This is a genomic window from Actinosynnema pretiosum (assembly GCF_002354875.1).
GTDB lineage: Bacteria > Actinomycetota > Actinomycetes > Mycobacteriales > Pseudonocardiaceae > Actinosynnema > Actinosynnema auranticum.
On record NZ_CP023445.1, the window covers coordinates 7263084 to 7280816 of the forward strand.

The 17733-nt window shown below is 72.8% G+C and carries 14 protein-coding genes and 1 pseudogene; 1 reads left to right on the forward strand and 14 read right to left on the reverse strand.

The features are described from left to right. Positions 1 to 114: 114 nt before the first annotated feature. From hpf to CNX65_RS31090, 6 genes and pseudogenes are all read right to left on the reverse strand, one after another. Entirely contained in the window at positions 115 to 783 is a 669-nt protein-coding gene (hpf, locus tag CNX65_RS31065) for a ribosome hibernation-promoting factor, HPF/YfiA family (RefSeq protein WP_096496912.1), read from the reverse strand. A 441-nt stretch (positions 784 to 1224) separates the two neighbouring features. Further along, a complete protein-coding gene (locus CNX65_RS31070; RefSeq protein WP_309142021.1) occupies positions 1225 to 1722 on the reverse strand; it encodes a phosphoribosyltransferase in 498 nt (165 codons plus the stop codon). A 330-nt stretch (positions 1723 to 2052) separates the two neighbouring features. Beyond that, the gene (locus CNX65_RS31075) at positions 2053 to 3783 is read right to left on the reverse strand and encodes an LpqB family beta-propeller domain-containing protein (protein ID WP_096496914.1); all 1731 of its coding nucleotides are present in this window, start codon (positions 3781 to 3783) and stop codon (positions 2053 to 2055) included. A 713-nt stretch (positions 3784 to 4496) separates the two neighbouring features. Continuing rightward, positions 4497 to 6146: pseudogene (gene mtrB, locus CNX65_RS31080) on the reverse strand (MtrAB system histidine kinase MtrB); the annotation flags it as partial. Between the two features lie 34 nt (positions 6147 to 6180). Beyond that, positions 6181 to 6858 (reverse strand): MtrAB system response regulator MtrA, encoded by a 678-nt coding sequence (mtrA, locus tag CNX65_RS31085; RefSeq protein ID WP_041838549.1) that lies wholly within the window; start codon positions 6856 to 6858, stop codon positions 6181 to 6183. A gap of 201 nt (positions 6859 to 7059) precedes the next feature. Then, the gene (locus CNX65_RS31090) at positions 7060 to 7707 is read right to left on the reverse strand and encodes a dTMP kinase (protein WP_096496915.1); all 648 of its coding nucleotides are present in this window, start codon (positions 7705 to 7707) and stop codon (positions 7060 to 7062) included. A gap of 245 nt (positions 7708 to 7952) precedes the next feature. Between CNX65_RS31090 and CNX65_RS31095 the strand changes: the two genes are divergently transcribed. Next, entirely contained in the window at positions 7953 to 8939 is a 987-nt protein-coding gene (locus tag CNX65_RS31095; protein WP_218181109.1) for a hypothetical protein, read from the forward strand. A 61-nt stretch (positions 8940 to 9000) separates the two neighbouring features. Here the strand turns inward: CNX65_RS31095 and ahcY are convergent, their stop codons facing one another. The 8 genes from ahcY to CNX65_RS31135 all read right to left on the reverse strand — a co-directional run bounded on the left by ahcY (position 9001) and on the right by CNX65_RS31135 (position 17628). Continuing rightward, positions 9001 to 10473: an adenosylhomocysteinase gene (gene ahcY / locus CNX65_RS31100; protein WP_096496917.1), complete on the reverse strand. Its 1473-nt coding sequence runs from the start codon at positions 10471 to 10473 to the stop codon at positions 9001 to 9003. Between the two features lie 176 nt (positions 10474 to 10649). After that, positions 10650 to 12161, reverse strand: coding sequence for an amino acid permease (locus tag CNX65_RS31105; protein ID WP_096496918.1), 1512 nt, complete (start codon positions 12159 to 12161; stop codon positions 10650 to 10652). 69 nt (positions 12162 to 12230) lie between these two features. After that, a complete protein-coding gene (locus tag CNX65_RS31110) occupies positions 12231 to 13148 on the reverse strand; it encodes a cation diffusion facilitator family transporter (RefSeq protein WP_096498096.1) in 918 nt (305 codons plus the stop codon). A 60-nt stretch (positions 13149 to 13208) separates the two neighbouring features. Further along, a complete protein-coding gene (manA, locus tag CNX65_RS31115) occupies positions 13209 to 14432 on the reverse strand; it encodes a mannose-6-phosphate isomerase, class I (RefSeq protein ID WP_096496919.1) in 1224 nt (407 codons plus the stop codon). 103 nt (positions 14433 to 14535) lie between these two features. Beyond that, positions 14536 to 15612, reverse strand: a complete 1077-nt coding sequence (locus CNX65_RS31120; RefSeq protein WP_096496920.1) for an SIS domain-containing protein — start codon at positions 15610 to 15612, stop codon at positions 14536 to 14538. Between the two features lie 6 nt (positions 15613 to 15618). Continuing rightward, positions 15619 to 15810, reverse strand: coding sequence for a Trm112 family protein (locus tag CNX65_RS31125; RefSeq protein ID WP_015805011.1), 192 nt, complete (start codon positions 15808 to 15810; stop codon positions 15619 to 15621). A gap of 27 nt (positions 15811 to 15837) precedes the next feature. Continuing rightward, complete coding sequence (locus CNX65_RS31130; protein WP_096498097.1) at positions 15838 to 17190, reverse strand: phosphomannomutase/phosphoglucomutase; 1353 nt, start codon at positions 17188 to 17190, stop codon at positions 15838 to 15840. A 78-nt stretch (positions 17191 to 17268) separates the two neighbouring features. After that, the gene (locus CNX65_RS31135; protein ID WP_084799289.1) at positions 17269 to 17628 is read right to left on the reverse strand and encodes a DUF3499 domain-containing protein; all 360 of its coding nucleotides are present in this window, start codon (positions 17626 to 17628) and stop codon (positions 17269 to 17271) included. Between the last annotated feature and the right edge of the window lie 105 nt (positions 17629 to 17733).

Sequence of the window (17733 nt, forward strand, 5' to 3'; positions counted from 1 at the left end):
CCTGCGTCGACTGGGGCCTGCTCGAAGGCCCGTTGTCCGGCTGTCGGCCCGCAGCTCCTGCGGGCGGGCGGTTCCGGGGGTTTCTGCGCGCAGACCAGCCGGAACCGCTGGGGATCAGGCGAGCCTGATCACGCCGTAGTCGAATCCCCTGCGCCGGTAGACGACGCTGGGCCGTCCGCAGTCCGCGTCCGCGAAGAGGTAGAAGTCGTGGCCCACGAGCTCCATCTCGTAGAGGGCCTGGTCGACCGTCATGGGCTTGGCCGCGTGCTCCTTCTCGCGCACGATCTGACCTGGCAGGTTGTCGTCCAGCCCGTCGTCCCAGCGCTGAGCGGGCACCTCGGCGTCGTACCCGTTCTCGGACCGGGGCGCCGCCTCCAGGAGCGCGGTGCGGCCCTGCGCGGCGGCCTGGCCGTCGGGCGCGAGCACGTCCGCGAGCCCTCCGGTGGCCTCGGCGACGGACGTGGTGCCCCTGCGGCCGTAGTGCACGCGCCTGCGGTCGTGCGTGCGGCGCAGTCTGCTCTCCAGCTTCGCCGCCGCGGCGTCGAGCGCGGCGTAGAAGTCGCCAGCGCTCGCTTCGGCGCGGATCACGGGCCCGCGCCCCTTGCCGGTGATCTCCACCCGCTGGCAGTTCTTGCTCTGCCTGCGGTTCGGCTCGTGGAACAGCTCCACGTCGAAGCGGATGACCTTGCGGTCGTACCGCTCCAGCCGGGCCAGCTTTTCGGCGACGTGCACCCGGTAGTGCTCGGGCACCTCGACGTTGCGGCCTTTCACGACGATGTCCATACACGACCTCCCTCGCGTTGCTGCGAGCTCTGCCTGTGGATCGTTTTGGCACCGTGTCACGCGAACCCGTCGGTCGCGGACAGTCGCTGGGGGGTTGGCGTCACTCAGCGCTTCTCCGGTGCCAGGGTCATGGGCTTTTCGCCTCCTCCCCGTGAATGCCGGGAACGCTTGATAGCGGTGCACGTTAGCCCGGTATCCGCTGCGGCGACAGCCCCCGAGGCGGGGGAAACCAAGAATTTCCGGTTGATGACGCAGAGCGACGACCTTCGGTCGCGCGCGCCGGGACCTTGGTCCCGCCGGGGTCGGGCCCGCAGGCCCTTCTCCCCCGTCAGGTCCAGTGGCATGGGCGCACCCGTCCGCTGTCCGGTCCGGCCGAACGGCCTCCGCGCGGGCGTCATGTCCGGCCAACGGACGGGAACGCGCTCGGGTTCCCGCCGCCGTTCACCCGTCGGGCTCCGTTCTGCAGGCGCTCGTGAAGGTCAGGGCGAGGGGTACCCGGAACCCCGCCGAGCGCAACACCCGCGCGCACTCCAGCGCCGTGGCCCCGGTCGTCACCACGTCGTCCACGACCACGCACACCGCCCCGGCGGGCGGCACCGGCCCGGCCCGCAGCAGCACCCGTCCGCGCAGGTTGGCCCGCCGCTGGGCGGCCGTCAGCCCCACCGAGTCGACGGTGCCCGAGGCCAGCCCCAGCACCGGCGCGCACGGCACTCCGGCACCCCGCAGCGCGGCGGCCACGTGCGGGCCGCCCCTGCGCCGCGCGGCGCGGCGGGTGGACGGGGCGGGCACGAACCACACCGGACCGGGCGGCAGGGGCAGCAGCGGCAGCGCGGCGGCCAGCAGCGCGCCGAGCACGGCGGCCAGGTCCCGCCGCCCGCGCTCCTTGAACGCGAGCAGCACCGCCCGCGCCGCGCCTGCGTGGTCGGCGAGTGTGAACACCGGCAGACCCCGGACGGACACGCGGCGTGGCGGCCCGAAGCCCACGAGGCACCCCGGACAGGCGACCGCGCCGCCCGAGCCGCAGCCGGGACAACGGGGTGGGAACAGCAGTTCGATCAGCACGCGTCGAGCCTGCTCCGGGGGTCCGACAATTCCACACCGGAAAACCGGGGTACCCGAGGACACGATCAGGTGAAACACCGAAGTGAGGTGAAAGTCTTTCACCATGGGATGACCGGAGGGTTCACCCCCGCCGGAGGAAGTCGCTTTAGGACCCCAGATCACAGGACGGACACGGCAATGCGCCGCCCCGCGCCGGAGGAAAAGCGGTCAGCCGGGGTAGAACACCTTGGCCGTCGACGGCAGCAGCGGACCAGGCTGCCGCCACACGTCCCCGACGTCGGCGGTGCTCCACAGCCCGCTCCGGTCCACCGCGAGGACGTTGCGCCCTGGGGCCGCGCTCACCGAGCTCACCGGCACGGTCAGGTTCGAGGTGTTGTACCGGTCGATCCGCATCCCGTCGATGTTGACCTTCGCGATCGGCCACGCGGGCAGCGCGGTGCTCACCACCAGCACGTCCGGCGCCAGCCAGTCCAGCGACAGCACGTTGGCCCCCAGCGCGCTCGCCTGGAGCGTCGTGGCGTTCTTGAGGGTCACCGACCCGTCCGGCGCCCGCACCACGGCGGCCAGCATGAGCTTGCCGTCGATCACCACCGCGACCCGCGTCCCGTCGCGGGACAGCCGCAGCCCGGTGATCTTCCCGAACACCGACAACGAGTCCGCGTTCACCGCCGTCGCAGCCCACCCGGCGTCGGTGCGCAGCACGCGCACCACGTTCTTCCCGTCGTAGCTGGTCCACACCTCGTTGGCCCGGTCGCCCTTGCGCCCGCTGCGCACCCACGTCGGCCGCGTCATCTCGCGCGCGGTCAGCTCGACCGGGCTCAGCGCGTCGTTCAGCCCGCCGACCAGCAGCCGCACCCCGCCGCCGCTCGCGGTGGCCACCACGGCCAGCTCGCTGCCGCCCAGCGACTGCGCCGCGCTCAGCACGGTGTAGCTGCCCTGGCCCGCCGGACCGGCGATCGGCTGCCCGTCCGCGAGCCCGAGCACCCGCCCGTCGCTGACCGCGAGCCCGCGCAGCTCGGCGTCCGGCGTGGCCGATGCCTCACCGGTGTTCACGTCGGTGACCCGCCACTCGGTCTGCTCGGTGGAGATCGGCTGCCCCTCCACCATCACCTTGATCCGGGTGGTGATCACCCCGCCGAGCGACAGCACCACCTGCGCCACGATCTGCTTGGCCAGCTGCGGGGTGAGGTCGCCGACGTCCTTGAGGTCCACCTCCAGCGCCCCGTCGTCGCCCTCCTGGGTGTCCCGGCGCGCCTGGGCGGTGTTCGGGATGGCGGTGACGAGCGCGCCGCGCATCGCGTTGGCCGGGCCGCTGAGCAGCAGCTCGGTCACCCGGCGCGGGATGCTCGCGGACGGCGGGATCACGACGTAGCGCGGGTCGGGCACGAGCACGGAGAAGTCCGGCGCGTAGAAGTACAGGGTGACCCGGCGGTAGTTGGTCTGGAAGCCGTTGAGCGGCATGAAGACGCCCGTGGGCACGCTGGCGATGCGCCACTGCCCGGCCCCGTCCTTGGCCAGCTCCAGCTCCTGCAGGAACGGGCCGATGGTCTGCGCGAACGAGCCGTCCTCGACGAGCCTGCCCACGTAGTTGCCCTGGAGCTGCACCTCGCGCCGGTTGGGGTCCTCGAGCTCCTCGCCGGGCACCGTGTTGAACGCGGTCTCGATGATCAACGGGGTGTTCTTGGTGTTCCACGCCTTGGCGGCCTCGGGGGTCAGGTACGCCTTGGCCTGGGCGTAGTCGCCCGCCGGGTTGCTGGTGGCGTCGACGAACCCGCGGACCAGGCTCAGCGGGTCGAGGTCCTTGACCGGCGGGGCGGCCTCCGCGGTGGCGGCGCTGCCCGCGCGCCGGTTGATCGGCGACACCGACGTCTGGGTCGGGATGGCCGCGCACCCCGACAGCACCAGCAGCACCACGAGCAGCGCGCCGAGCTTCTTCACCTGTCCTCCTCGCGCCGGGTGGCGGCGCCGTCGGTCCGGGGGGCGTCGGGTTCGGTCACGCGGTCGGGCTCCTCGGCGGGCACGGCGGCGGAGCGCTCGGCGCCCGCGCGCTCGGCGCCCGCGCGTCCGGCGTCCGCGCGTCCGGCGTCCGGGGAGGGCCCGCCCAGGTCGGCGCGGTCCACGAGCACGAAGTCCTCGGCGCCCACGGCGCCCAAACCGGTCTCGGCGGTCGCGGCGCTCTCGTCCACGCCCTCACCGGCCTTGGCGCGCGCCGTCCGACCACCCCGGACCACCCGCCCGACCCGGCCCGCCCGACCGGCCCGCCCCGAGCGCTCGATCCGCTCGGCCTTGTCCGCCTTCTCCGGCCGCTCGGCGCGCTCCGCCCGGCCCACCCGGTCGGCGGCCCGGTCCGCGCCGCGCTTGGCCAGCCGGGTCGCGCGCCGCAGCAGCCCGGCCCGCTCCGGCCTGGTCCGCCCGAACGGCTGCACCGGCTGGGTGCGCTCCGCGTCCGAGGGCTCCTCGTCCGCGAGGTCCGCGTCCACGAGGTCCGCGCCGACGAACCCGCCGTAGTCCCCGCGCGCCGCGCGCTCGTCGCGCTCGAAGCTCTCGTCCACCACGGCCCCGCCCAGCTCGTCCGGGACCACGCGGTCCGCGTCCACCGGCTGCGCGGGCTGCCAGGTGATCTCGCCCGCCGTGAACTCCACCGGCAGGACGACCTCCTCCTCCTCGACCGGCGCGGGCTCGACGTCCGCCAGCTCCGGCGGCACGAGCGGCAGCGGGCTCTCGGCGAACCCGTCGCCGTGCACGCGCGGCAGGGTCAGCCGGAACACCGCGCCGTGCCCGCGCTCGCCCCACGCCTGCAACCAGCCGCCGTGCAGCCGCGCGTCCTCCAGGCTGATCGACAGCCCGAGGCCGGTGCCGCCGGTGCGGCGGTTGCGGGACGGGTCGGCGCGCCAGAACCGGTTGAACACCAGGTCGGCCTCGCCGGAGCGCAGCCCGACGCCGTGGTCGCGCACGGTCACCGCGATCGCGTCGTCCGACCCGCGCAGGGTCAGCTCGACGGGCAGCCCCTCGCCGTGGTCGATCGCGTTGGCCAGCAGGTTGCGCAGGATGCGCTCGACCCGCCTGGCCTCGATCTCGGCGGTGACCTCGTGCTCGGGCAGGTCCAGCACGACGGGCGTGCCGCTGCTGTTGGCGATGGCGCGCACCGAGTCGTGCGCCCGGCGCGCGAGCACCCGCACGTCCACCAGCTCCGGCGAGAGCTCCTCGACGCCCGCGTCGAGCCTGCTGATCTCCAGCAGGTCCCCGAGCAGCGACTCGAACCGGTCCAGCTCGTCGACCAGCAGCTCGGTGGAGCGGGCCAGCCCGGACGGGAACTGCTCGCGGGAGGCGTGCAGCACGTCGGCGGCCATCCGCACCGTGGTCAGCGGGGTGCGCAGCTCGTGCGACACGTCCGAGGTGAACCGGCGCTGGAGCTGGCCGAACTCCTCCAGCTGGTGGAACTGCCGCTGGATGCTCGCGGCCATCTCGTTGTAGGACTGGGCGAGCCTGGCCACGTCGTCCTCGCCGACGACGGGCATCCGCTCGTCCAGGCTGCCCTCCGCGAACCGCTCGGCCACCTCGGCCGCGTGCCGGACGGGCCGCACCACCTGCCGGGTGACCAGGTTGGCGATCGCCGCGAGCAGCAGGAGCAGCACGACGCCGCCGACGATCAGGGTGTTCTGGGCGAACTCGGCGGTGGTCTGCTCGCTGGTCAGCGGGAACAGCAGGTAGAGCTGCATGGACCGGGCCGACGAGGTCACCGGCATCCCGACGACCAGGAACGTGGTGCGACCGCTGTCGCGCTCCACGGTGCTGATCTGGGTGCCGCTGCTGCCGCGCTCGACCAGCTCGCGCAGGCTCACGGGCACGTCGCGCCACGGTCCGACCGCGTTGAGCTGCCCGTCCGAGCCCGCGAACGCGGAGTCGGCCAGCACCGGCTCGAACGCGCCCGCCCCGGACGCGGCGGCCTCCTGCGTCGTGCCGGTGGCGTTGATCTTGTTGAGCGCGGTGGTGAACCGGGCCTTGACGCTGTCCGGGCCGGGGTTCAGCCCGAGCAGGTCGGGCTGGACCGCGGCGGCGCTGGCGTCCGCCTGGCGGGTGGCGGCCTCGGTCTTGGCGTCCAGGAGCTGCTTGACGATCTGCTCCTGCAGGACCATGCCGAGCACGAACACCACGGCCGACGACAGCGCGAGGGTGCTCACCACCACCCGCAGCTGCATCGACCGGCGCCACACCTCGCCGAAGCGCACGACCTGCCGACGCGCGCGCTCGACCGCCCGGCGCGCCTCGCGCGCCACCGGGTCGAGCAGTCGCGTCCGCATCACGGCCGGGACCCGCGCCCCGCCACGCCGTCGATCACGGAGGGCCCGCCTTGTACCCGACGCCGCGCACGGTCAGGACGACCTCGGGGTGCTCGGGGTCGCGCTCCACCTTGGAGCGCAGCCGCTGCACGTGGACGTTGACCAGGCGGGTGTCGGCGGCGTGCCGGTAGCCCCACACCTGCTCCAGGAGCACCTCGCGGGTGAACACCTGGCGCGGCTTGCGGGCCAGCGCGACCAGCAGGTCGAACTCCAGCGGGGTGAGCTGGATCGGACGACCCTCGCGCAGCACCTCGTGGCCGGGCACGTCGATGGTCAGGTCGCCGATCTGGAGCACCTCGGCCGGTTCGGCCTCGGTGCGGCGCATCCGGGCGCGGATGCGCGCCACCAGCTCCTTGGGCTTGAACGGCTTGACGACGTAGTCGTCGGCGCCGGACTCCAGGCCCAGCACCACGTCGACGGTGTCGCTCTTGGCCGTCAGCATGACGATCGGGACGCCGGACTCCGAGCGGATCGCCTTGCAGACGTCGATGCCGTTCATGCCCGGCAGCATCAGGTCCAGCAGGACGAGGTCGGGTTTGAGCTCGCGCAGCGCGGGGAGCGCACGGGCGCCGTCGGCGACCACGGCCGTGTCGAACCCCTCGCCCCGCAGCACGATGGTCAGCATCTCCGCCAGGGCGGGGTCGTCGTCCACCACGAGCACGCGTGCCTTCATGGTGAACATCGTCCCACTACCCGCGCGCTTCTCCCGCACCGCCCAGCGCTCATCGCCGCTGGTCGTCACCCGGTCCCGGTCCGTAACCAGCGCTCGCCGCCGATCCACCCGCCCACCTCAGCCGTTGCCTCGCCCGTCAGGGAGCTGATCGGCCCAGCGGTCACGTTTCGTTACTCCCCCGCCCGGAGGAGGGTCGAACGGTCAGGCGAGCAGGTCGGCGATCTCGGCGACGCCCAGCTCGGCGGCGGGCACCGAGCCGTCGACGGCGCGCCACGGCGAGAGCCAGGAGGCGGCGGCGAGCCCGTCGTAGACCTCGCCGCAGCGGCGCTGGAGGCCGCCGTCGGACTCGTAGGCGTCGCGGCCCCGGTCGGCCTCGGTGGCCTCGCGGTGGGCGGCGCGCTGCTCGGCGACGGCGGCCGGGACGCGCAGCAGCAGCTGCAGGTCGGGCAGCGGCAGCTCGAAGCGGTCGACCTCCAGCGCGCGGACCCACGCCACGAACTCCCCGTCCGGCCCCTGGCGCAACCGCGCCGCGCCGTAGGCCGCGCCGGAGGCGATGTAGCGGTCCAGCAGCACCACGTCGTGGGAGGCCAGGTCCGCGCGCAACTCCTCGCGGGCGCCACGCCGGTCCAGCGCGTACAGCAGCGCCATGCCGCGCACCTCGTCCACCAGCGGGCCCAGCTCCCCGTACAGGGCCGCGCGCACCAGGTCAGCGTGCACGTCCCGGCCGTAACGGGGGAACGCCCCCGTGGTCACGCGCGCGCCGCGCGAGACCAGCTCGGCGGTGAGCGCCCCGGTCAGGGTCCGCTTCCCGGCGCCGTCGAGGCCTTCGACCACCACGAGTCTCCCCACACGGCCACCCTACGGCGCGGCCCCCTCGGCCGTTCGGCGGCACGCGGCGGGTGGGGGCCTGCCGGGCGCGCGCTCCCCGCGACCGGCGCCACCGGGCGTTTTCCCGCCCCGCGACCCTCGCAGGAACCGCTCCACCGCCCTTTCGGCGGCACACATCCACCATATGGGTGAACAGAGATCCTTTCGGTCACCGTAATGAGTGACTACGGTGAACCCAACTCACCGTGTGAAGGGGTGGTGCCGCGTTGAGCGCGGAATCGGGACACGCCAGGCCCCTCGCGGAGCCCGACGCCCACTCCACCGGGGGACTGCCGGACGCACTGGTGGAAACGCTGCGCTACGGGCCGTTCCACCGGGCGTTGCACGACGCGATCGCGCACCGGGGCCTGTCACTCGCACGGTTGCGCGCGCACCTGGAACAGCTGGGTGTTCAGGTGGGCCAGTCCACGCTGAGCTACTGGCAGCGCGGGCTGCGCCACCCGGAGGTGCCCAGGGCCATCCCGACCGTGCGCGCCCTGGAGAGCGTGCTGCGGCTGCCCACCGAGTCGCTGGTGAAGCTGATCGGCAACCGCCCGCAGCCCCGGCTCCCCCGCTCGGCCCCCTCGTTCTCGGGGCTGGCCACCGCGTGGGTGCAGACCGCGCCGCTGCTGGCCGAGTTCGAGGCGGTGCCGGAGAGCGCCCGCGCGAACGCCGACCTGGAAGTGCTGTCCGTGCACGACACGATCGTGGTCGGCTCGTCCCGCGAGCAGCGGAGCATCACCACGCGGCTGGTGGTGCGGGCGCTGCGGGCCGGACCCGACCGGTACCTCGCGGTGCACCAGGGCGACGAGGGCTGCCTGATCGACAACGCGCTGGTGCGCCCCGCCGAGGGCTGCCGCCAGGGCCGGGTGCGCAGGCAGAGCGCGTCGCGCGGGCTGGCGTTCGAGCTGCTGTTCGACCGCAGGCTCGCCGAGGGCGAGGAGCACGTCTTCAGCTTCACCGTCGTGGACGACAGCGGCGGCCCGACGCCGGGTCACCACCGGACGTTCCGCGAGCCGTGCCGGGGCTACCTGCTCCAGCTGGCGTTCCACCGCAGGGCGCTGCCCGCGCGGTGCACCAAGCAGTTCCGGCAGGACGCCGACGCCACGCCGGTCGAGGTGGACGAGCTGGTGTGCGGGCTCGGCGGGGTGGTCAGCGCGTACTTCTGCGACGTCGGGCCGGGGCTGGCGGGCGTCGCCGTCGAGTGGACCTGAGCGGGTCCGCGGGGACCGGCGGACGGCCGGGGGTGAGCCCGACCGCCGCACCGGGTGCCGGTCAGTAGCGGTAGTGCTCGGGCTTGTACGGCCCCTCGACGTCCACGTCGATGTACTCGGCCTGGTCCTTGGAGAGCTTGGTCAGCTCCCCGCCCAGTGCTTCGAGGTGGATGCGGGCGACCTTCTCGTCGAGCTTCTTGGGCAGCCGGTAGACCTCGCGGTCGTACTCGGTGTGCTTGCCGAACAGCTCGATCTGCGCGATCACCTGGTTGGAGAAGGAGTTGGACATCACGAAGCTCGGGTGACCGGTCGCGTTGCCCAGGTTCAGCAACCGCCCTTCCGAGAGCACCAGGATCGAGTGCCCGTCCGGGAACACCCACTCGTCGACCTGCGGCTTGATGTTGATCCTGCGCACACCGGGGAACCGGGCCAGCCCGGCCATGTCGATCTCGTTGTCGAAGTGCCCGATGTTGCCCACGATCGCCTGGTGCTTCATCGCCGCCATGTGCTCGACGCGCACCACGTCCTTGTTGCCCGTGGTCGTGATCACGATGTCGGCCTTGGGCAGCGCCGACTCCAGGGTCTGCACGTCGTAGCCGTCCATCACCGCCTGCAACGCGCAGATCGGGTCGATCTCCGTCACCACGATCCGCGCGCCCTGCCCGCGCAGCGACTCCGCCGCGCCCTTGCCCACGTCCCCGTACCCGCAGATCACCGCGACCTTGCCACCCATGAGCACGTCGGTGCCCCGGTTGATCCCGTCGATGAGGGAGTGCCGGATGCCGTAGCGGTTGTCGAACTTCGACTTCGTCACGGCGTCGTTGACGTTGATCGCCGGGAACAGCAGCTCACCCGCGGCGGCCAGCTGGTACAGGCGCATGACACCGGTCGTGGTCTCCTCGGTCACCCCGCGGATGCCCTCGGCGATCCTCGTCCACTTGCCGGAGTCGGACGCCAGGGAGTTGCGCAGGGTCTCCAGGACCAGGGTCCACTCCTCCGAGTCGTCCTCGGAGGCCGCGGGCACGACGCCGGCCTTCTCGTACTGCGCGCCCTTGTGCACCAGCAGGGTGGCGTCGCCGCCGTCGTCCAGGATCATGTTCGGGCCCTGGCCGTCCGGCCAGGTCAGCATGGACTCCGCCGTCCACCAGTACTCGGCCAGCGACTCGCCCTTCCAGGCGAACACCGGCACGCCCCTGGGCTCCTCGACGGTGCCGTGCGGGCCGACCACGACGGCGGCGGCGGCGTGGTCCTGGGTGGAGAAGATGTTGCAGGAGGCCCAGCGGACCTCCGCGCCGAGCGCGACGAGGGTCTCGATGAGCACGGCGGTCTGCACGGTCATGTGCAGCGACCCGGAGATCCGGGCGCCCTTGAGGGGGTACACCTCGGAGTACTCGCGGCGCAGCGCCATCAGACCGGGCATCTCGTGCTCGGCGAGCCGGATCTCCTTGCGCCCGAAGTCGGCCAGGGACAGATCGGCCACGGCGAAGTCGATACCGTTTCGGGTCTGAGCCAGGGCCGGGATCGTGCTGGTCACAGGGGTTCCTCCTGATCGGGATTCACCCGACAGTACCGGCAGGCCACGCCGGGTCTTCCCCGTCACCGGGAAGAGTCCCCGGATGGGCGACGGGGGCTTGACCACGGCGGATCGGCCCCGGAACGGCGGAAGGGCGGCCCCCGCCGGGGACCGCCCTTCCGCCGAGCGCTCGGGGACTACTCGTCCCGCTTCGCGACCGGCGCGTCCGCCCCCTGCTTGCCGAGCAGGGAGTGCTTGCGCCCGTAGGCGAAGTACACGACGACGCCGAGCGCCATCCACACCAGGAACCGGACCCAGGTGAGCGCGGTCAGGTTCAGCATCAGCCACAGGCAGGCGAGGATCGCCAGGACCGGGATGAACGGCACCCACGGCACCCGGAAGCCGCGCTCGAGGTCGGGCCGCGTCTTGCGCAGCACCAGCACGCCCGCCGACACCAGCACGAACGCGAAGAGCGTGCCGACGTTGACCATCTCCTCCAGCTTGCCCGCCGGGAAGAAGCCCGCGGCGACGGCGACGAGCAGGCCGATGCCGATGGTGATCTTCACGGGGGTGCCGCGCGTCCCGGTCCTGGCCAGGCCCCTGGGGAGCAGGCCGTCGCGGGACATCGCGAAGATCACCCGCGTCTGGCCGAGCATCAGCACCATGACCACGGTGGTGAGGCCGGCCAGCGCGCCGACGGAGATGACGGTGGCGGCCCAGTCCACGCCGTTGTCGGCGAACGCGGTCGCCAGGGTGGCGCGGCTGCCGTCCGGCTGGGTCTTGAGCTTGTCGTACGGCACCATGCCGGTGATCACGAGCGTGACCGCGATGTACAGCACGGTCACGATCGCGAGCGAGCCGAGGATGCCGCGCGGCACGGCGCGCTGCGGGTTCCTGGTCTCCTCCGCGGTCGTGGCGACCACGTCGAAGCCGATGAACGCGAAGAACAGCAGCGACGCGGCGGCCAGCAGGCCCATGATGCCGTAGGTGCTGCCGCCGAAGCCGGTGAGCAGGGAGAACAGCGACTGGTCCAGCCCGCTCGCCACCTCGGGGCCCGTCTCGGCGGGCGGGATGTACGGGCTGTAGTTGTCGGTGTTGATGTAGGTGACGCCGAGCGCGATGACCAGCAGCACCACCGCGATCTTGATCGCGGTGATGACGGCGCTGACCCGCGAGGACATCTTGGTGCCGAGGACCAGCAGCGCGGTCAGGACCGCGACGAGCAGCAGCGCGCCCCAGTCGACCTCGACCGACCCGGCGTCCACCGTGGTCCTCAGCTCCAGCCCGAGCTGCCCCAGCACCGTCTGGAGGTACTGCGACCAGCCCTTGCTGACCGCCGCCGCGCCGACCGCGAACTCCAGCACCAGGTCCCAGCCGATGATCCACGCCGCGAACTCGCCGAACGTCGCGTACGAGAACGTGTAGGCGCTGCCCGCCACCGGCACGGTGGAGGCGAACTCGGCGTAGCACAGCGCGGCGAGCGCGCAGGCCACGGCCGCGAGCACGAAGGCCAGCGACACCGAGGGGCCCGCGAGGTTGCCCGCCGTGCTGGCGGCGAGGGTGAAGATGCCCGCGCCGATCACCACGGCCACGCCGAAGATCGTCAGATCCCAGGCGGTGAGGTCCTTGCGCAGCTTGGTGTCTGGTTCGTCCGTATCAGCGATCGACTGCTCGATCGACTTCGTTCGCCACAACCCGTTGCCCGGCACGGCCGTTCCCTTCCCCTGCTCTCCCGCTGACAAACAAGCAACTCACCCTAATGGGGTAATGCTTTCGGGTCAGGCGTTCAGGGAGCGGTCCAGATCGGGCTCCAGGTAGATGAGCCGGGCGGCCGGGACCTTGTTGCGGACGCGGTGCTCGGCGTCGTTGATGGCCTGCGCGACGTCGGCGGTCTCCAGGCCCGGTTCCAGTGCGATCTTGGCCGCGACCAGCAGCTCGTCGGGGCCGATGTACTGGGTGCGGATGTGGATGACCCGCTGCACCTTGCCCGCCGCCAGCTCGTCGACGATCAGGTCGAGCTCGGCCGGGGAGGAGCCCTCGCCGATCAGCAGCGACTTCATCTCGATGATGAGGATCACGGCGATCACGCCGAGCAGCGCGCCGATGCAGATGGTGCCGATGGCGTCCCACACCGGGTCGCCGGTCAGGGTGCTCATGCCGACCCCGGCGAGCGCCAGGACGAGGCCGATCAGCGCGCCCGCGTCCTCCAGGAGCACCACGGGCAGCTCGGGCACCTTGGACTTGCGGATGAACTCCCACCAGGTGGCGTCGCCCTTGAGGGCCTTGGACTCCTTGATCGCGGTCGCGAAGCTGAAGCCCTCCAGGCCGATGGCGACCACCAGGATGACCACGGCCACGATCGGCGAGGACAGCTCCTCGTGGGCCTCCAGCTTGTGGATGCCCTCGTAGAGGGCGAACACCGAGCCGAGCGTGAACAGCAGCAGCGCCACCACGAACGAGTAGAAGTAGCGGTCCCGCCCGAACCCGAACGGGTGGTTCTGGGTGGCCTTGCGCTGCGAGGTCTTCTGCCCCAGCAGCAGCAGCCCCTGGTTCGAGGTGTCGGCCACCGAGTGCACCGACTCGGCGAGCATCGACGACGACCCCGTGATGAGGAAGCCGACGAACTTGGCCACCGCGATCCCCGCGTTCGCCAACAACGCGGCGATGATGGCCTTGGTACCGCCTCCTGCTGACACCCTGTGCTCCCTGTGGTCCACGCGTCGTGTGAAGTGACGGTGAGACCTTAGTGGAGAGCTCTACGGAACACCGGGGGTAGCGCGGAACAGCTGGGCGTCCTCGGTCGCCTCGACGCGCAGCGCCGGGTCGGCGGCGGGCAGCCACACGGACTGGCCCCGGCGCAGTTCCAGCACGTCGGCGTGGCCGCCCCGGTGCACGGACAGCGTCGCCGAGCCCCGGGCGCACAGCAGGATCTGCGGCCCGCCGTGGTCGACCTCCACGCTCTCGCCCGCCGCCAGCTCGATGCGGGACAGCTCGAACTCGGGGCACGGGGTGCGGTACACCCACAGGCCGGGCCGGGTGGGCTCGCCGCGCTGCACGGGCATGTCGCCGCTGCTGAAGTCGAGCACGCGCATCAGCTCGGGCACGTCGACGTGCTTGGGCGTGAGGCCGCAGCGCAGCACGTTGTCCGAGTTGGCGAGGATCTCCACGCCGGTGCCGTGCAGGTAGGCGTGCAGGTTGCCCGCGGGCAGGTAGATGGCCTCGCCGGGGCTCAGGACGATCCGGTTGAGCAGCAGCGCGGCCAGCACGCCCGCGTCGCCGGGGTACGCCTCGCCCAGCTCCAGCGCGGTGCGGCACTCGGCGTCGAACTCGCCGCGGTCCTTCACGTGGGCCACGCACGCGTCGAGCACCTGCGGCAGGAGCCCGTCGAGCGAGTTCTGCGGCAGGGTGATCAGGGTGGTGAACAGGGCGCGCAGGCCGCTGCCGTCCGGCTGGGCGGCGAGCAGCTCGGTGTAGGGCGCGAGGTCGGGCGCGTCGAGCGAGCGGAGCAGCGCGACCGTGCGGTCCGGGGCGCGGAAGCCCGCGAGCGCGTGGAACTCGGTGAGCGCGCAGATCAGCTCCGGCTTGGCCGAGGGGTCCTTGTAGTTCCTTATCGGCGAGTCCACGGCGAGGCCCGCGGCGTCCTCGGCGGCGAACCCGAAGGCGGCCTGCTCGGCGGACGGGTGGGCCTGCAGGCTCAGCGGCTCCTCGGCGGCGAGGACCTTCAGCAGGAACGGCAGCCTGCCGCCGAAGCGCTCGGCGCAGCCGTCGCCGAGCTGGCCGCGCGGGTCCTCGGCGAGCAGGTCGAGCAGGCTGCGGCGGGTCCCGTCGGGTCCGATCACGCGGGACGGGTCGCCGGGGTGGGCGCCCATCCACAGCTCCGCCTCGGGGTGCGGGGCGGGCACCTCCCGCCCGAGCATCTCGGCGATGGCGGTACGCGATCCCCACGCGTACGCGCGCACCGCGTTGTGCAGCAGTTCCACTTGACGTCCACTTCCCTCGGGCAGGGGCTACTCGTACCGGGGCCGGTCTGGCGCCGGCGTCCGGCTGGTCGGTGCTCGGGCTGGTTCGGTGCTCGGCGGGGGCTCAGACGGCGGACGCGTAGCGGCCCGGCCCCCCGAGGGTGCCCGCCGCGAGCCCCAGGTAGAGCGAGGCGAGCTCGAACCTCAGCGCGAGCAGCGCCGAGCACACCGCGTCCCCGCCGGACACCTCCTCCGCCGGTTCCAGCACGTCGGCCCCGACGAGCGACCGGACGGCCGCGAGCTTGGCCTGCTCGGCCTGCTGGCCCCGGCGGACCGCGAGCAGCAGCACCCTGACCTGACCGCCCGGCTCGTCGTCCGGGTCGGCGAAGATGTCGGCGCCCGAGGTGCCCTGCACGGCTCTGCGGTGCAGGGCGGTCCGGGTGATCGCCTGCCGGTGCGGCGCCACGTCGCAGACGAGCCCGGCGTGGCGCGCGAGGACGCCCGCGCCGTGGCCCGCCACCGCCGTGGCCATGTCGTCCAGCCCCCACAGCAGCGGGGTGCGCTCGGCGACGCGCAGCGCGAGCGACTTGGCCGGGTTGACGAACGACTCGTGCACGGGGTGGTCGCGCTCGGCCTCGCGGTCGAGCTCGTCGGCGACCTGGGTGAGGTCGACCTCCAGCAGCCCGAGCGCGCTCAGCGCGGACGCCCAGGCCGCGAACGCCCGGACGAACCCGAAGCCCTGCGGCACCGGCACCCTGGGCGGGACGAGCAGCGCGTGCCTGGCCGCCGAGGCCGCGACGGGTCCGTCGGGCTCGGCGGTCAGCAGCACGCGGGCGCCGCGCCTGCCCGCCAGGTCGACCGACTCGGCGAGCACGTGGTCGCCGGGGTCCTCGGTGTGCGCGAGGACCACGTCGAGCGCCCCGACCCAGCCGGGGGCCTCGTCGGAGACCACGACCGGCACGGGGCAGCGCGGGCCCAGCAGGGCGGTCACCAGGTTGGCGACCGCCGGGCCGACACCCGGCCGGGTGATGAGGACGAGCGCCCTGGGGCGCTCCCGCATCACCCGGTCGACGCCCAGCTCGGCCGCCGCCTCGGCGGTGGCCCTGACCTGGGCGCCCGCCCGCGCCGCGGCGCGGAGCAGGTCATCGGTGTCGGCGTCGGCGAGCCTGCGCTGGTCGTCCAGCAGTGTGTCGTCGAGCACGGGTGCTCACCCCGCTGCCGGCTCGACGGCTTCGCCGAGCAGCAGCACCGGGATGCCGTCCTCCACCCGGTAGGTCCTGCCGCACGCCGTGCAGGTCAGGTACTCCAGAGCCGGGTCGGGGCCGGTCCCCTGCCGCAGCGGAGCGTGCTCGGGGCACGGGCAAGCGAGTACTTCGAGCAGCCGCGGGTCGAGTTGCACCAGTTCCTCCTCGTGCTGTCCGGCGCCTCAGGCGCGGACGATGGCCAGCACCTCGTCGCTCAGCGCGGCGACCGAGGCGGCGTCGGCCGCCTCGACGTTCAGGCGCAGCAGCGGCTCGGTGTTCGACGCCCTCAGGTTGAACCAGGAGCCGTCGGGCAGCGAGACGGTGAGACCGTCCAGCTCGTCCAGCTCCACGCCCTCGCGGGCGCCGAACTCGGCCTTGATCGCGGCAAGCCTGCCCGCCTGGTCGGCGACCGTCGAGTTGATCTCACCCGAGGCGGCGTACCGCTCGTAGTCCGCGGTGAGGGCGGACAGGGCGCCGTCCTGCTCGCCGAGCGCGGCCAGCACGTGCATCGCGGCGAGCATCCCGGTGTCGGCGCGCCAGAAGTCGCGGAAGTAGTAGTGGGCCGAGTGCTCGCCGCCGAAGATGGCGCCGGTGGTGGCCATCTCCTGCTTGATGAACGAGTGGCCCACGCGGGTGCGCACGGGCGTGCCGCCGTTCTCGCGGACGATCTCGGGCACGGCGCGCGAGGTGATCAGGTTGTGGATGATCGTGCCGCCGGGGTCCTTGGCCAGCTCGCGCGAGGCGACCAGGGCGGTGATCGCGCTGGGCGAGACGGGCTCGCCGCGCTCGTCCACGACGAAGCAGCGGTCGGCGTCGCCGTCGAAGGCCAGGCCCGCGTCGGCGCCGACCTCGCGGACCTTCGCCTGCAGGTCGACGATGTTCTTCGGGTCGAGCGGGTTGGCCTCGTGGTTCGGGAAGTTGCCGTCCAGCTCGAAGTACATCGGGACGACGTCGATCGGCAGGCCGTCGAACACGACCGGGACGGTGTGGCCGCCCATGCCGTTGCCCGCGTCCACGACGACCTTCAGCGGGCGGATGGCCCGCAGGTCGACCAGCTCGCGCAGGTAGGCGGCGTACTCGGTGAGCATGTCGCGCTCGGACAGCGTGCCGGGGGCGACGCCGTCGGCGTCGGCCACGCCCTGCTCGGCGTCCTCGCGGATCTGCGTCAGGCCGGTGTCCTGGCCGACCGGGGCGGCGCCCGCGCGGCAGAGCTTGATGCCGTTGTACTTGGCCGGGTTGTGGCTGGCGGTGAACATCGCGCCGGGCAGGTCGAGCTTGCCGGAGGCGAAGTACAGCATGTCGGTGCTGGCCAGGCCGATGCTGATCACGTCGACGCCCTGCTTCGTGACGCCCTCGGCGAAGGCGGCGGCGAGGCCGGGGGACGAGTCGCGCATGTCGTGGCCGATCACGATGGCCGGGCCGCCGACCAGGCGCGCGAAGGCCGCGCCGAAGTCGCGAACCACGTCGACGTCGAGCTGCTCGCCCACGACACCACGGATGTCGTAGGCCTTGACGATGCCGGACAGATCGCGCACGCCCACACTCCCAGATCAGCTCTTGACACTGCGGTCAGCAGCCTACCGGCGCGCGGGGCGTCGTCGCGCCGGGTCGCCTCAGTCTTCGCGCGGATCGGGCAGAACGCGCAGGTGGCCGCGCCTGATAGTGCCGAGCGGCACCTCGGGGGGTTGCGGCGAACGGTCGACCCGGCCCGCCTCCCGGACGGCCTCGGCGAGCGCGGTGAGGTCGTCGACGGTGGGTTCGGGGGGCGCGAACTCGCCCTGGTAGCGCACGACCTCCCAGCCGCGCGGCGCGGTGAGGCGCAGGGCGTGCTCCTCGCACAGGTCGTAGCTGTGCGGCTCCGACGAGGTCGCCAGCGGGCCCACGACCGCCGTCGAGTCCGCGTAGGCGTACGTGAGCGTGGCGACTGCCGGGTTCGCGCACCCGGTTCGAGAGCACCGTCTCACGCTCCGCACGGCGGGCACGATATCGCGTCGCGGGGCGGCTGTGTTGGATTGCCCTCGGTGTTTCACCGGCGGGTGCGTTGGCGGAGCCAACTTCGCAGGTCGGGGCACTGGCCG

What these genes read in the sequence shown, in the direction of transcription:
- hpf (WP_096496912.1), bottom strand. Translation starts at nt 783, where the DNA reads ATGGACATCGTCGTGAAAGGCCGCAACGTCGAGGTGCCCGAGCACTAC.
- mtrA (WP_041838549.1), bottom strand. Translation starts at nt 6,858, where the DNA reads ATGAAGGCACGCGTGCTCGTGGTGGACGACGACCCCGCCCTGGCGGAG.